The 15416-nt window shown below is 56.7% G+C and carries 11 protein-coding genes; all 11 read left to right on the top strand.

Annotated features, from left to right (window positions below; translation table 11 throughout):
- Positions 1-99 precede the first annotated feature (99 nt).
- The 11 genes from FHS18_RS22780 to FHS18_RS22730 all read left to right on the top strand — a co-directional run bounded on the left by FHS18_RS22780 (position 100) and on the right by FHS18_RS22730 (position 15348).
- The gene (locus FHS18_RS22780) at positions 100-1881 is read left to right on the top strand and encodes an extracellular solute-binding protein (RefSeq protein WP_183602683.1); all 1782 of its coding nucleotides are present in this window, start codon (positions 100-102) and stop codon (positions 1879-1881) included.
- A 535-nt stretch (positions 1882-2416) separates the two neighbouring features.
- Positions 2417-8953 carry a hemoblobin-interacting domain-containing protein gene (locus FHS18_RS22775; RefSeq protein ID WP_343060635.1) on the top strand — a complete coding sequence of 2179 codons (6537 nt, stop codon included), beginning with the start codon at positions 2417-2419 and terminating at the stop codon, positions 8951-8953.
- A gap of 256 nt (positions 8954-9209) precedes the next feature.
- On the top strand, positions 9210-9704 hold the full coding sequence (locus FHS18_RS22770; RefSeq protein WP_183602682.1) for a GNAT family N-acetyltransferase: 495 nt from the start codon (positions 9210-9212) through the stop codon (positions 9702-9704).
- Positions 9705-9813: 109 nt separating this feature from the next.
- The gene (fosB, locus tag FHS18_RS22765; RefSeq protein WP_183602681.1) at positions 9814-10233 is read left to right on the top strand and encodes a metallothiol transferase FosB; all 420 of its coding nucleotides are present in this window, start codon (positions 9814-9816) and stop codon (positions 10231-10233) included.
- Between the two features lie 43 nt (positions 10234-10276).
- Complete coding sequence (locus FHS18_RS22760; RefSeq protein ID WP_183602680.1) at positions 10277-10792, top strand: hypothetical protein; 516 nt, start codon at positions 10277-10279, stop codon at positions 10790-10792.
- A 94-nt stretch (positions 10793-10886) separates the two neighbouring features.
- Positions 10887-11444 carry a GNAT family N-acetyltransferase gene (locus FHS18_RS22755; protein WP_183602679.1) on the top strand — a complete coding sequence of 186 codons (558 nt, stop codon included), beginning with the start codon at positions 10887-10889 and terminating at the stop codon, positions 11442-11444.
- A 33-nt stretch (positions 11445-11477) separates the two neighbouring features.
- A complete protein-coding gene (locus FHS18_RS22750) occupies positions 11478-12035 on the top strand; it encodes a hypothetical protein (protein ID WP_183602678.1) in 558 nt (185 codons plus the stop codon).
- A gap of 36 nt (positions 12036-12071) precedes the next feature.
- The gene (locus FHS18_RS22745; RefSeq protein ID WP_183602677.1) at positions 12072-12392 is read left to right on the top strand and encodes a thioredoxin family protein; all 321 of its coding nucleotides are present in this window, start codon (positions 12072-12074) and stop codon (positions 12390-12392) included.
- Between the two features lie 13 nt (positions 12393-12405).
- Positions 12406-12933 carry a YfiT family bacillithiol transferase gene (locus tag FHS18_RS22740; RefSeq protein WP_183602676.1) on the top strand — a complete coding sequence of 176 codons (528 nt, stop codon included), beginning with the start codon at positions 12406-12408 and terminating at the stop codon, positions 12931-12933.
- A 142-nt stretch (positions 12934-13075) separates the two neighbouring features.
- Positions 13076-14203 (top strand): C40 family peptidase, encoded by a 1128-nt coding sequence (locus FHS18_RS22735; RefSeq protein WP_183602675.1) that lies wholly within the window; start codon positions 13076-13078, stop codon positions 14201-14203.
- Between the two features lie 314 nt (positions 14204-14517).
- Positions 14518-15348 carry a mechanosensitive ion channel family protein gene (locus tag FHS18_RS22730; protein ID WP_183602674.1) on the top strand — a complete coding sequence of 277 codons (831 nt, stop codon included), beginning with the start codon at positions 14518-14520 and terminating at the stop codon, positions 15346-15348.
- Positions 15349-15416 lie beyond the last annotated feature (68 nt).

Raw genomic sequence — 15416 nt, 5'->3', positions numbered from 1 at the left:
CTCGAAATCGTGGTATTTCGTGGGAAGGCTTCTAAGATTTATAGTGTTCACTAGAGCGATTGACAGCGCTCACATTTAAGATACAGGGGGAACTCATTCATGCGGATCACGGGAACGAGACTGCTCAGCGCTTCGCTTGTCGCCATTCTGTCGCTCAGCCTTGCGGCTTGCTCGGGAGGCGACAACAATAACGCGCCGGCCAATAACGGGGCGAACAACGAAGCGAGCACGAATACGAACACCGGCACGACGAATACGGACAGCACGCCGGCGAGCAACGTCGACGAGACGGGCTGGGACGGCACCAAATATGCGGAGACGATTACGCTGTCGACCGTTAAGGGCGTCGGCACGAACTACTACTTCAAGAACGGCGAGACGATGGAGAACAACGTGCTCCAGAAGTACATGAAGGAGAAGCTCGGCATTGACGTGAAGTACGATTGGGTCGTCACGGACACGAACGATGCGTACAAGACGAAGCTGCGCCTCATGCTCTCCTCGGGCGAAAAAATGCCGGATATCATCACCTACCGCGGCGATATGGAGACGGTCAACATGCTGATCGACTCCGGCCAATTCATGGACGTCGGCGAGCTGTTCGACAAGTATGCCGGCGAGACGTACAAAGCGGGCGTCGCGCTTAACCAAGATACATGGCTGCCGGTAACCCGCGACGGCAAGCGGATGGCGCTGCCGGTGCTCGATTACGCGTATAACGACGACATGCTGCTGTGGCTGCGCCAGGACTGGATGGATAAACTCGGCCTGCAGGCGCCGAAGACGGTGGCCGATTTCGAGAAGATCATGGACGCGTTCGTCAACCAAGATCCGGACGGCAACGGCAAGAAGGATACGCTCGGCCTTGCGACCGGCTTCAAGAACACGTACCTCGGCTGGATGAGCGATATCAGCTGGCTGTTCGGCACGTACGGCACGCTGCCTGGGCAATGGAACAAAGGGGCGGACGGTACGCTGACGTACGGTTCGGTCGACCCGGCGGCCAAGCAAGCTTTGACGCAGCTGAAGGATTGGATGGATAAAGGCTATATCTCCAAAGACTCGGGCCTCAAGGACGAAGTATCCGGCTCCGAGCTGTTCACCAAAGGGCAAGCCGGCGCGATCGTCGGCCGCAACTGGCTGCCGGACTGGCCGTTCGGCGATCTGCTGAACAACGTGCCAGGGTCGAAGTACAAAGGCTACCCGCTGCCGACAGGCGCGGACGGCAAGATCGGCGCGCAGAGCGGCAACCCGTCGGTTAACGGCTGGATGCTGATCAACAAGGACGCGAAGAATCCGGAGGCGCTCATCCGTTACTACAACTTCTTCTTCGAGAACTGGGCGAACCCGCAGCCGGGCAGCGAATTCGAGAACGGCTTTGCCGAAGGCTACGACTGGGCGAAGCTGCCGGACGGCACGATCACGAAGGACCCGGCGAAATATCCGGACCTATTCCCGGACTATGCGGACCGCACGCACTTGGTTGAACCGATCTACTACTCGCTCACATTCGAGGGCGCGCGTATTCCTTCGCTCTATGCCGACACGATGATCAAGATCGCGAATGGCGGCACGCCGGAGACGCCGTACGAGAAGCAGACGGCAGCCGTGCGTAAACCGGAGAACGTCGAAGCGATGAAGATCGTGCTCGACCAGAAGGATATCCGGATGAAGAACTACTTCCAAGGCCCGCTGACCGAGACGATGAAGCAGAAGAACGAGTTGCTCAACAAGCTGGTTAACCAGACCTACTCGAAGATCATCTACGGCCAATCGCCGATCGACGAGTTCGACAAAATGGTCGAAAACTGGAAGAAGTCCGGCGGCGACCAAATTACGCAAGAGGTTAACGACTGGTTCAAATCGGCATCAGGTCAGTAAAGGTGATTGGTATGTATTCCCAATCGGGAGATTGGGAATACAGCATTCACCGACCATAAAGACGATTGGTTTGTGTTAGGACGATTGGTTTGCGTATCACGTCGGAAGACGGGATATGCAGCATTCGTCAGCTTCTTCGAACAAAGACGGGACATACAGCATTCACCGACCAAAAAGGTGATTGGTTTGTATCCCCAATCGGGAGATTGGGAATACAGCATTCACCGACCAAAAAGGTGATTGGTTTGTATCCCCAATCGGGAGATTGGGAATACAGCATTCACCGACCATAAAGGTGATTGGGAATACAGCATTCAACGAGCGCAAGGTAATGAAGTGACATCATGAGCAACAAGACATCCGAGAAGGAACGCTGCAGGAATTGGCATGTGGCGTTCCTTTTTTGCACCTTAATGGAAGTGAGAGCACGAATCCGGCTTCGCGGCCGGCTCTTCGGCCTCATATATGTAAGCGGATACAATGTGTCGCAAGTGAACCAACCAACTTACGATAGGGATCGAAGGAGCGATTGGACGTGGCAAAAAGAACTTCCAGGAAACGGCGGCAGCTGTCAGCCGTTCTGCTGAGCGCTGCATTAATGACGAGTTCCGTCAGCACCGGCTGGGCGGCGACGGACGCTGGCAGCGAAGGAAATGCGCCTGCTGCGGCGGCAGCTGGCACGGGTCAGACTTTCAGCGATATTCATGGCAATTGGAGCGAAGCGCAAATTACGAAATGGGCCTCGCTTGGGCTCGCGAGCGGCAGCAACGGGCAATTCCGGCCGGGCGACAGCATCAGCCGTGCGGAGTTCGCGAAGCTGCTCAACACGCTGTTCGGATTCAAGACGAAGGGCCCGGCAAGCTTCAAGGATGTGGAGGCGGGCAAGTGGTACGCCGATACGGTGGCGGTTGCCGAGGCAGCCGGCTATATATCCGGCTATCCGGGCGAGCTGTTCAAGCCGGAAGCGGCCGTGACGAGACAGGAAGCGGCGAAGATGGCGGCTGGCTTGTTCCAGCTGCCGGGCGCGGATGCGGGCGTGCTCGCAAGTTTCCGGGATGCCTCGCAGATCGGCGCATTCGCCAAGGATGCAATGGCCCGCCTAGTAAGCGGCGGCTATATGAAGGGTTTCGCGGACCAGACGATCCGGCCGCTTGCGCCGATCTCCCGCGCCGAGGCCATCGTCCTGCTCGATCGTCTAGCCGGCGAGATCGTGAATTCGCCGGGAACGCGTAATCAGGTGCAGACGGCAGGCAGCTTCCTGATCAGCAGCCCGGACGTGACGCTTAAGGACGGTACGATCGACCGCAACGTGCTCATCACGCCAGGCGTTGGCGAAGGCGATGTCACGCTTGACGGCGTCACGGTCAAAGGGACGCTGTACGTCAGCGGAGGCGGCGTGAACTCCATCCACGTGAACGATTCGAACATTGAGCGGATCGTCGTCGACAAGCCGGATGCTCCGGTGCGCGTGGTGCTCGAAGGAGATTCGGAAGTCGGTGACATAGAGGTTGAGAGCGGCGCGAATATCGAGATCGGCTCCGGCGCCAAAGTGGATCATTTGTTTGTAGACGAAACGGCGGACGGCACCGAGCTGGACATCAATGGTACGGCCGGTGAACTGAAGACCGAGGCGGGGGATACGAAGCTGAATGACAAGGCAATCGATAAAGGCAGCTCGCATGAGGTAGAGAAGGGACAGGTGAAAAAACCTCCGGCAGGCGGCGGAACCGATGGTACTGGCGGCAATCCTGGCAATAGCGGAACTCCCGGCACTGGCGGAGGCGGCGGGGGCGGTGGAACGACGACGCCGAGCACGAAGACAGCTCCTTCGCTTGCAGCCGATACGACGGATAACAAAGTCGGCAACGATATTACGCTGACGTTCACCGATAACGCGGCCTGGCGGGGCAAGGTCAAAAGCGTGACGGTCGGCGCAAGCGAGCTGACGGCCGGAACGGACTACACCGTTGCCGAGGGGCAGATCACGATCAAGGCTGCTGCTTTCGCTGCAGCTGGCAGTTATGCGATCACGGTCAAGGCTTCGGGTTATACGGATGCTACGGTGACGCAGCAGGTTCAGCTGCGGTTCGCGCCGGCGCTTGTGGCGGATACGACGGATAATACGATCGGCCGCGACATCACGGTAACGTTCACCGATAACGAAGGATGGCAGAGCAAGATTACAAGCGTGGCCATCAACTCGGAAGCACTGACGGTAGGTACGGATTATACGATCTCCGCGGGGCAAATCGTGATTAGGGCAGCCGTTTTTGCGCAAGCAGGCAGTTACGTGATTGAGGTCAAAGCAACAGGTTACACGGATGCGGCGATTCTCCAGACGGTAAGCAATCCGCCAGGTATCGAGACGGCTCCGGCGCTTACGGCAGATACGACAGATAATATGCTGGGCAGCGATATCACGCTGACATTCACCGATAACGCCGATTGGCGGAGCAAGATCAGCAAGGTAACGGTCGGCGCAACGGAGCTCACGGCGGGAGAGGACTACACCGTCGCGGCAGGAGCGATCACGATCAAGACGGCTGCAGTTTCGCAAGAAGGCAGCCATACGATCACGGTCCAGGCTGCAGGCTATACGGATGCATCGGTAACGCAGCAACTCGGCAATTGGGAGCTGATCTGGAACGATGAGTTCGACGGCGGCACTGGGGCCAACTTCGATACGAATGGTGTCGATCTGTCGAAATGGGGATATCAGAACGGCACCGGAGCCGAATACGGACTCGATGGCTGGGGCAATAACGAGCAGCAGTATTATCAGAAGGATAATATTGAAGTGAAGGATGGCCACCTGGTCATCACGGCCAAGAAGCAGACGGTGAATGGCAAGCCGTATACGTCCGGCAGGCTGTGGACCTCACCGACCTTCAGCAAGACGTACGGCAAATTCGAAGCGCGGATGAAGCTTCCGGATGGCCAAGGCATATGGCCGGCATTCTGGATGATGCCGAAGGACAGCGAGTATGGCGCCTGGGCTTCGTCGGGCGAGCTCGACATCATGGAAGCGCGCGGCCGTCTGCCGGAAGAGGTGGCAGGTACGCTCCACTATGGGAAGACATGGCCGAATAACAAGGCGGATGGCGGTTCGTACGATTTTCCGGAAGGCGAATCGATCACGGGGTTCCACACCTACGGCGTCGAATGGGAGCCGGGCGAGATCCGCTGGTACGTCGACGGCAAGCTGTTCAACACCATGAACAACTGGAACAGCCAGGGCGCAGGACAACCGGACAAATATGCGTTCCCTGCCCCGTTCGATAAAGAATTCTACATGATCCTGAATCTGGCGGTCGGCGGCAACTTCGACGGAGGGCTCATCCCGCCGGACAGCAAGCTGCCGGCGAAGATGGAGGTGGACTACGTCCGGGCTTACGAGCTGGAAGGCAAGCCGTACCGTACGCCGGTCGAGCCATCCATGGACAAAGATCCGATTCCGGCGGGCGCTAAGCCGGCAGTGGACGGCAGTTATATCTATGACGCGGATTACGCCAAGCCGTTCAAGAACAGCATAGATCCCGACGCCATCGACAGCGAAGGCTGGTACTTCCTGAATGGTTTTAATGGGACGGGTACGGCGGGCAAGGAAGTGATCGGAGACGACACGTTCGCGAAAGTCGGTATTACGCAGCCGGGGGATCAGGCGTACTCGATTCAGTTGATCCAGCACGTGCCGCTGGCCAAAGGGCGCGTCTACAAGCTGAGCTTCGATGCGAAGGCGGCGGCAAGCCGGAACATGGCCGTCAAATTCGGCGGAGACGGCGACAACGGCTGGGGCTCGTATTCCGACCAGTTCGACGTGGCGCTGACCACGGAAGTGAAGCACTACGAATACCGCTTCCAGATGGCAAGCGACACGGATCCCACGGCGCGCCTCGAATACAACTTAGGTTTGAACGCCAACGCGGTATGGATCGGCAATGTGCGGGTGGAGGAGACGGAGTTGTTGGAGGACCCGAATGGTGCCAAGCAGCCGCTCGAGAATGGCAACCACGTATATAACGGAACGTTCGATCTCGGTACGATGGACCGGATGAAATACTGGAACTTCAACGTTAGCGAGGGGACAGTTGCAACTGCCAGCGTCGACGCCGAACGCAGACAGCTGGAGACAGTTATCACGAATGGCGGTACAGCGCCTGAGGCGGTTACGCTCGTGCAGAAGGGGATGAATCTGCTTCAGACCGATACGTATGAGCTGACCTTCCAAGCGAAAGCCGAGGCGGCGCGCGCGGTTGGCGTACGAGTGATCAGCAAGGACGGCGAGAACGTTTACGCGTCCCGGAATGATTTTGCCATCGGTACGTCTTCAAGCGAGCAGAAGCTCACCTTCACGATGCCGGCCGGCGTGACGGATCTCGAAGGGCAGCTGGTCTTCGATCTGGGCGGCAGCAACGCCGATGTCACGATCGACAACGTGAAGCTGGTGCGGACGACGAATAACAATATCGATTACGGCGGCATCAATCTGTTCCCGCTCGTCAATGGCGATTTCTCGGCAGGGCTGTCCGGCTGGGAGCCGTTCACTCAAGGGGCGCAAGCCGGCTTCAACGCGGCGGACGGCGTAGCGAAGGTCGCGATCACGAATGTCGGCACCGAGGCGTGGAACGTCATGTTCAATCAGTCGGGGCTGCAGTTGAAAAAAGGCTTCACGTACGAACTCTCCTTCGAGGCGCTCTCGAGCGTTGACCGCGACATGCAAGCGACGCTGGAGAATGCGTCATACACGCGGCGATTCGACTCCGGCTCGATTGCCATCGGCAGCGAGTGGACGAAGTTCGATTATACGGTCAAACTGACCGCCGACGATAATCTCGCCTTGAAGCTGCTGCTCGGCAAAACGGCGCAAAGTCCGGCTGGCGCGCATGAGGTGCAGTTCCGCAACATGGTGTTGCAAGTGAAGGATGCGCCGGTGAAGCGTCCGCCGCAGCTGATCGCGGATACGACCGACAATAAGGTCGGTCAGCCGATCGCCATTACTTTCACCGATAATGAGGCTTGGCGTCAGACGATCTCGGCGGTTAAGGTCGGGGATACGACGCTTGCGGCAAGCAAATATACGGTGGAAGCGGGCGCGATTGTGCTGAGCGGCGACGTATTCACGGCGGAAGGCGCGCAGACGATTACAGTGAAGGCGGATGGCTATGGGGATACGATAGTCGTGCAATCGCTGCTGACGAGCGACGGCAATCTGCTGAAGAACGGCCATTTTTCATCGGGCGATAGCGGATGGTCGTTGTGGAACGAAATGCCGGACTACTCGTCCTTCAGCGTGGAGAACGGCGCAGCCAACGTACAGATCAACTATCATGGCGGCATTCATCCGGAGTGGAACATTCCGATTAGCTGGTCGACCCAGCTGATGCAAGAGAACATCAAGCTCGAAGCGGGCAAGACGTATGAGCTGAGCTTCCGCGCTTGGTCGCAGGTCGATCGTCCGATACTGGTGGAATTTAGCGGCGTGAACAACAACCAGCAACAGGCGTTCAACATTACGGATGACGCGTCGGCCGTCTACACGTCGACGATCAAGCCGGGCGCAGCATCGACGCTGACGCTGAAATATTTGCTGGGTAACGTAGTAAGCGGCGCAGCGGCCACCCCCGATGGCCCGCATCTGATTACGATCGACGATGTAGTGCTGAAGGAAGTGAAGACGGGGCCGGCATTAACTGCCGATGTTTCGGATAACAAGGTCGGCGAAGCGATCGACATAACGTTCGCCGATGACAGCGTGTGGCGCGAAGCGATCACATCCGTAACCATCAACGCAGCAGCGGTGCCAGCGGACAAAATGACGATCGAAGCGGGTAAGATTCACCTTGCTGCGGACTTGTTCCCGGCCATGAACAATTACACCATTGCCGTGCAAGCCGCCAACTATGGCTCTGCGGTCGTGGTGCAGGAAGTGAAGACAGCGGCACCGAACGTGGCGATTGGCGCAACGGCTTCTGCTTCCACTCAGCCGCAGCCGGCAAATCTGGCGATTGATGGCAATGCGAGCACACGATGGGAGTCGGCAACGGCTGACCCGCAGTGGATCGCGGTTGATCTTGGCGCCGTCTATAAGCTGGACGCTGTCGTGCTGAAGTGGGAGGGCGCTTACGGCAAAGGCTACAAGGTTCAGGCGGCAACATCCGCTTCCCCTGGCGAGGGCGATTGGGTCGACGTGTTCACTGAAGCCAATGGTAATGGCGGCACCGACACGATTGTTCTCGGCGGAACGGAAGCACGCCACATCCGGGCGTATGGCACGGTAAGAGGCACGCAGTATGGCTATTCGCTTTGGGAACTGGAAGCGTACGGGACACCGGTGGGCGGCGAAGTCGAGCCTGAGCCGGAGCAACCTGAACTAGCCGCTCCGCCCGTGGTTACGGCAGATACGTCCTTGAACAAAGTCGGGCAAGACATCGAGCTTACCTTCGGTGCGGATGGCAGCTGGGAAAGCGCAGTTACCGCGGTCTCCGTGAATGGCACGGCGCTTGCAGCGGAGGAGTATACGGTTGCTTCCGGCAAGTTGACGATCAAGGCGTCTGCCTTCCAGGCGGCCGGAAGTTATGCCATCTCGGTTGCTGCAACGGGGTATCGGTTGGCAGAGGTGAGCCAGAGCGTGACGGCGGCGGATACCAATCTGGCGTTGGGTGCAACGGTCACTGCCTCTAGTGCCAAAGCGCCTACAACGGCCGGATCCCTCGTAGACGGCGATGCGGGCACGCGTTGGGAAGCGGATTGGAGCGCCGAATCGACTTCGCCGGAGTGGATTGTCATTGACCTCGGCAGTGAGCAATCGATCACGCAGCTGAAGCTGGTCTGGGAGACGGCCTATGCCAAGTCCGTTCTCGTTCAGGCCGCTGGCGAAGGCGCGAACCTGGAAGATGAGAGCAGTTGGCAGACGGTGGAGACGTTAAGCCGCGAGCTTACTTTCACGGGCAGCTACGCGGAGACGGTCGAGTTGGGCGATGCAGCTGCTGAGGGGCGCTACATCCGTCTTTACTTGAGCGACAAAGGTTTGCCTCCGTACGGTCCGTCTTTGTTCGAGGTCGAAGTCTATTAATGAAGCAATGATGAGTGAAGCAACTAGATGAACGATAGTAATGAAGCAATCTGTTGGGCAGTAGTAGTGAAGCAACCCGTTCGAACAGCCAAGCACCTTCTTCCTGCCGGCGGCAGGGGGAGGGTGTTTTTATTACGTATCTCGTCTCTGTTCGAAGAAGTAGACGAATTCTGCATACCACTTAAATGGGTAAAACAGGAAAAAGGTCTCGCGAAGGAGAATTACAAGATAGACACACCTAAGCGAGGTGATGGTAATGAATCAGAGGCATCCGATTGTTGTAAGGGCAATTGAAGATGGCGATCGCGACGAAGTAACGGCTATCATTACTAGGCATTGGGGATCATCGGTGATGGTGACGCGCGGCAAGCAGCACGAGATGAACAAGCTTCCGGGTTTTGTCGTACTGGATGAGCATGGACAACTTGCGGCGTTATTGACGTACGAGATCGTGGTGGACGAGCTCGAGATGGTCTCGCTCGACAGTCTGGAGGAAGGGCAAGGCTTCGGCAGCCTGCTGCTTACCCACCTGCAGACGTTCGCCGCAGCGACGGGGATTAAGCGGATCTGGTTCATTACGACGAACGACAATGTGCCTGCCATGCGGTTCTATCAGCGCCGCGGCTATACGATGAAGGCGTTGTACCCGGGGGCGGTTCATGAGGCAAGACGGATGAAGCCGCAAATTCCGCTCATCGGACATGGCGGCATTCCAATCGAGCATGAGTTGGAGTTCGAGTTGCTCGTATAGGCAAAAGCGCTAATGGCGAATGGATGATCGTGGAACCTTTTGATAGAAGGAGACGTTTGTAACCAAGAATGGTTAGGCGGGGCAAAGATTGCGAGGAGGAGTGTGAATCATGCAGCTTCAAGGCATCAACCATCTTTGTTTTTCGGTAGCGGATCTGGAGCGGTCGATCGCTTTCTATCGGGATGTATTCGGGGCGAAGCTGCTCGTCACCGGTCGCAAGCTGGCGTACTTTGATCTGCAGGGACTATGGATTGCGCTCAACCAAGAGGATGTGCCTCGTGAAGAAATGCCGTCGACGTACACGCATATGGCGTTCACGGTCCGAGACGAGGAGTTCGATGAAGCCGTAGCGCGGCTGCACGAGCTGAAGGTTCGCGTGCTCCCAGGACGCGAGCGGGATGAACGCGACCGGAGGTCGGTTTATTTTCTCGATCCGGACGGCCATCGGTTCGAGTTCCATACCGGTACGCTCGAGGATCGGCTCGCCTATTACCGGGAGACGAAAGACCATATGGTGTTCTATGACTAGACGTTACCGACGGTTAGTGTTGTTGCTGGCTATGGTGCTTGGGATGAGTACAGTGCTTTCGCTTTGGCCGGGCGAGCGGATCTATGCCTGCGATTGCGGTATACCGCCTAATGCCCAAGCTGCTGTCGACGAGAGCTCGGCAGCCTTCACGGGCAAAGTCATCCAGATGAAACAGGATCGGTCCGAAGGCGAAGATGTCGTCCTTTTGGAAGTCACGCAAGCTTGGAAGGGCGTTACGGATTCGCAGGTTATCGTTCGGACAACTTGGAGCAGCTGCCAATTCGAATTCGAGCAGGGACGAGAATACTTGCTGTACCCCTATACGAAAAAAGATGAGCTGTACGTCATCAATTGCGGCCGCAGTGCGGAGATCAGCCAAGCGAGTCTAGACCTCGAACAGCTTGGGACAGGAACTACGCCGACGAATAAAGTATCGCTAGAGGATGACTTCCGACCGTTATGGTTGAGGGGACTGCTCATAAGCATTCCGCTGCTGCTTCTGGCGGGTCTGCTGTTGCTCGGCTATTCGCGTCTAATGGCAAGACGCAAACGGCGATGAGCGAGCGTATGCCCAATCGTGAACTACAATCAATACGCTGCGGAGTACGCTGACCGAAATAGTACGACACATCAATGGGAGAGGAGTATGCACCATGCCAACATTTCCGCGCTTAGAGACGAAGCGCCTTGTACTGCGGAAGATGGTCGAGGAGGATGCGCCGGCCATGTTCGATTATTTTTCCAAGGACGAAGTGACGCAATACTATGATCTCGAGAGTTTCACCGAAGTGAAGCAAGCCTCCGACTTAATCGCGATGTTCAACCAACGCTATGAGGAAGGCAAAGGTTACCGCTGGGGGATTACGCTGAAAGGAGCGGAGGATCAGCTTCTCGGGTCTTGCGGCTTCCACCAATGGGAAAAGGAGCACTACCGGGCCGAGCTGGGCTACGAGCTTGCGCCCGCATATTGGCAGCGAGGGATCATGACGGAGGCCGCATCGGCTATTATCGCCTACGGGTTCGAGTCGCTTGGGCTGAACCGGATCAACGCCTATATCGATCCGGCCAATATCAGCTCTCACAAGTTGCTGAAGAAGGTCGGATTTGCGGAAGAAGGGCTGCTGCGAGACTATTTCTACGAGAAAGGGAAATTCGTCGACGCTGTTATCTTCGGTCAGCTGAAGCGGGATTACGAGCAGCGCCGCGGCTAGAACATGTTCTAGCGAGGCTTAAGGGGTTTTTCTATGCGCCGATGGTCTTTCCTCATTCCGATCATCTATCTATTCGGCTTGGCCGTCTATATCGGCGTCTATACGCTGATCAATCTCGCCGTCGACTTTCTATTCGTGACGTTGACGCCGCCGGCGATTGTCATCACACTGCTTCCGCTTGGGCTCTGGGTACTGGGCAGTGTCACCTATTACAAGAACAAGAAGGCTGCGCGTTATGCCAGGTCATTCCTTATAGGCGGGCTAGCATTCGGTATGCTGGTCACCTCCTATTCCGTGTACAAAATAACCGGCAATGAGCTGAACTCGCATTTTGACGCTGAGCGGTGGGCGAGCGAACCGAGCAGCAGGATGGTTATGGTCGATCATATGCTGGACCGCCACAAGCTCAAGGGACGTTCGCCGGAGGAAGTGCACGTACTGCTCGGGTCGCCAAGCCAAGAAGTGAAGGAGCCCCAGCATCAGCTGTCCTATTATTTAGGCGGCGCCGGTTTCTTTTCCATGAAAGAAGCGCTGCTCGTGATTTCATTCGATCAAGGGCAGGTTTCCGACTACGACATCGCGTATCATTAAGAGAAGAAGATATTTTACGATTAGGGGCCGTGCACCATGAAGGAACTGACGGAGATTACGGAGAAAGAGTGGCTAAGCGCGGCAGGCGGGGATACGAAGCGCGAAGCGCTGCTGTTCGTGACGCCGCTATGCGGCACATGCAAGATCACCGAGCGGATACTGCAGGTGGTCGAAGCTGCGGGAAAGTCCATTCCGATCCGCAAAATCAACATTAATTATGCGGTTCAGCTGCGTACGAAGTGGCAGATTGCAAGCGTGCCATGTTTGGTTGTGCTCGAGGACGGGGAGCCGGTGCAGCAGACGTACGCGATGCATGGCGTCGATTACCTGTTCGAGCTGCTGCGATCCGAACGCTAAAGGGGGATATGTAATGGAAGATTACCGATTTCCGATCGGGCATTTTGAGCAGGAAGGGCCGATTACGGCTGGGCAGCGGGAGCTGTGGATAAAGGAGATCGGGCAGCTGCCCGGCAAGCTTCGGCTTGCGATCGAGGGCTTGAGCGAAGCGCAGCTCGATACGCCATACCGTGACGGAGGATGGACCGTCCGGCAGGTCGTTCATCATCTGGCGGATAGCCATATGAACAGCTTCATCCGGTTCAAACTTGCGCTTACCGAGGACAAGCCGACGGTGAAGCCTTACAGCGAGAAGCGCTGGGCGGAGCTTGCCGACACGGCGACGGCGCCGATCGAGCTTTCCCTGCATCTGCTCGAGGCGCTGCATGAGCGCTGGGTCCATCTGCTTCATGCCATGAGCGACGCGGACTTCGAGCGGAGCTTCTACCATCCCGAATCGCAGCGAACGATTCCGCTCGATTACAATCTGGGCACTTACGCGTGGCATGGCAACCATCACGCTGCCCATATCACCAGCCTGCGAGCGCGCAAAGGCTGGTAATCTAACGGGCTTACGAACAACCGCCGATCAGGGCGGTTGCTTCATTTTAAATAGCGTTATGCACGCTGAACGTGCCGCATAAGATTGGTGCCGCTGGTGATGCTATCTTCGAATCACATCACAGATACAGGGGTGCCTTAACATGGTAGGTACAAAACGAACGATTGCGGTCGGACTTTCCTTCATGATGCTCATCCTGCTGCTGTCGGCTTGCGCAACCGCGGACAGCAACGATACAGGGCAGAAGAACACGGAGAAGAGCGGGCAGACCGCTGACAAGGCAAGTACATCGGCAAAAGGCGGAACAACGAAAGCGCAGTCCAAGGATGGCGCTAATGGCAAAGACGTCAAGCGTATCGGCATGCTGCAGGTGACGGATAAAGAAGCACGGATTCCGACCCGGCTCGTCCAAGGCCGGATCCTCGTTCCGCTCGGCGAGCTGCTGCAGGTGATCGGGTATCAGATGACGATCTCCGAGGATAACAAAGAAATCTGGATCGGCGGGATCGATCCGCTCTATAAGCTGACGATCGGCTCGAATAAGGCGGAGCGCGAAGGCGAGACGCTGTTATTGTCCGAAGCGCCGGTGATTGAAGATGAGAAGGTGTACTTGCCGGAGTCCACGCTGATCGATCTATTCGAACGCGACATCCGTTATATGGAGGATGGCACCGATCTGAAGCTGAGCGCGTTGACCGACGACGACATTACCATGGACAATATAGAAGACGGCGACGCACCGGAGGGACCGCCATTCTTCGGCGAGGATCCTGATGATCCGCTGAAGGATTCCATCATGGATGTGGGACCAGGCAAGCTCAATCAAGCCGGAAGCACCAACGGCGGCATCCGGACGTTGGCCGCAGGCCTGCCGAACATTGATATTGCCGCGCTTATCCAGACGGCGATGAAATATCGTGGTGTGCCGTATCTGTTCGGCGCGGGACCGTATTCCAAGACCAGACGGTTCGATTGCTCCAGCTTTACGCAATACGTGTTCGGCAAGTACGGTGTCCGCTTGAATCGTGTATCCCGTAATCAGGGGACGCAGGGGATCTTCGTGGGCCGCGCCAATCTTCAGAAGGGCGATCTCGTATTCTTCTCCGTTCCGGGCCGATTCAAAACAGATAACGTGATCGGTCACGTCGGAATCTATATCGGCGGCGGCAACATGATCCATACTTATGGAGCGGGCGGAGTCCACGTATCCTCGATGAATTCCGGCTCTTGGTCCAAACGGTATATAAGAGCAAGACGCGTCGCTTATTAATAGTTGTCGCTCAATGCTGCATTCCCAACCTTACGATTGCGAACGCAAACCAATGAGCTTTGTCATCGCTCAATGCTGCATTCCCAACCTTACGATTGCGAACGCAAACCAATGAGCTTTCTCATCGCTCAATGCTGCATTCCCAACCTTACGATTGCGAACGCAAACCAATGAGCTTTCTCATCGCTCAATGCTGCATTTCCAATCCTGCGATTGTGAACGCAAACCAATGAGCTTTCCTCCCGTTTACGCCCACAGCTTAATGCGTTAAGTAGAAGGTAGACAAGGCGCGTGGGCGAAGGAGGGGGAAAGCGATGCCGCAATGGCTGGATCGCACGCTGTGGCTGGACCGCCTTCATCTTGTGGGCAGCAAGGTGCTCGTGATCGCAATCATCTTGTTCGTGACCTGGTTTATTCTGAAAATAAGGCGAAGCGTCATTCGCCGCACGTTCGAGTTGACGAGGCTCGACGAGAAGCAGCGCGCGACGCTAGAGTCGCTGCTCATGTCGTTTACCCGCTATATTCTGTATATTATCGCGGTGCTGATGTGCATGGGCAATATAGGCGTCGAGATCGCTCCCATCATCGCCAGTGCCGGCGTAGTCGGGCTTGCCGTCGGCTTCGGCGCGCAGACGCTGGTGAAGGATTTGATCACGGGCTTCTTCATCATCTTCGAGGATCAGTTCTCCGTCGGGGATTATGTCTCGATCAATAGCGGGCAGATTAACGGCACCGTCACGAGCGTTGGACTGAGGGCGACGAAGATCCGCACTTGGGCGCAGCACGTGGTCGTCATTCAGAATTCGGAGATCAAGGTGAGCCAGAACTACAATCGGGAGCGGATGCGGGCGATCGTCAACGTATCGGTCCCGTTCGATACGGAACCGGCGGAGATCGAGGAAGCGGTGCATGCCGTCTCCGAAGAGCTGACGGACACGATGCCGTATCTGTTCCTGCATGATGCCGAAGGCAAGCCGCTCGAGCCGCCGCAGCTGTACGGACTGGCGGACTTGGATGACAATAAGCTTGGCGCGCAGTACACGGTTACCTGTCTCGTCAAGGATGTCCATTACTGGCGGGCTGGCCGCGAGCTGCGGAAGGCGCTTGCCCAAAAATTCCACGAGCGGGGCATCCAACTGGCGTAACCAAGGTACATTCTAAGCAAGAAGCGTAACTGCAGTATGCGCAGCGCGAAACGCAAAAGTGCCACCGG

The sequence above is a fragment of the Paenibacillus phyllosphaerae genome, from assembly GCF_014192105.1.
In the GTDB taxonomy this organism is placed as follows: Bacteria; Bacillota; Bacilli; order Paenibacillales; family Paenibacillaceae; genus Paenibacillus_Z; species Paenibacillus_Z phyllosphaerae.
This window is presented reverse-complemented; position numbering and strand designations above follow the sequence as displayed.

Coding starts and splice junctions, on each gene's coding strand:
- FHS18_RS22750 (WP_183602678.1), top strand. CDS start 11,478: ATGCGCCGATGGTCTTTCCTCATTCCGATCATCTATCTATTCGGCTTG.
- FHS18_RS22760 (WP_183602680.1), top strand. CDS start 10,277: ATGAGTACAGTGCTTTCGCTTTGGCCGGGCGAGCGGATCTATGCCTGC.
- FHS18_RS22755 (WP_183602679.1), top strand. CDS start 10,887: ATGCCAACATTTCCGCGCTTAGAGACGAAGCGCCTTGTACTGCGGAAG.
- FHS18_RS22780 (WP_183602683.1), top strand. CDS start 100: ATGCGGATCACGGGAACGAGACTGCTCAGCGCTTCGCTTGTCGCCATT.
- fosB (WP_183602681.1), top strand. CDS start 9,814: ATGCAGCTTCAAGGCATCAACCATCTTTGTTTTTCGGTAGCGGATCTG.
- FHS18_RS22770 (WP_183602682.1), top strand. CDS start 9,210: ATGAATCAGAGGCATCCGATTGTTGTAAGGGCAATTGAAGATGGCGAT.
- FHS18_RS22730 (WP_183602674.1), top strand. CDS start 14,518: ATGCCGCAATGGCTGGATCGCACGCTGTGGCTGGACCGCCTTCATCTT.
- FHS18_RS22740 (WP_183602676.1), top strand. CDS start 12,406: ATGGAAGATTACCGATTTCCGATCGGGCATTTTGAGCAGGAAGGGCCG.
- FHS18_RS22735 (WP_183602675.1), top strand. CDS start 13,076: ATGGTAGGTACAAAACGAACGATTGCGGTCGGACTTTCCTTCATGATG.
- FHS18_RS22745 (WP_183602677.1), top strand. CDS start 12,072: ATGAAGGAACTGACGGAGATTACGGAGAAAGAGTGGCTAAGCGCGGCA.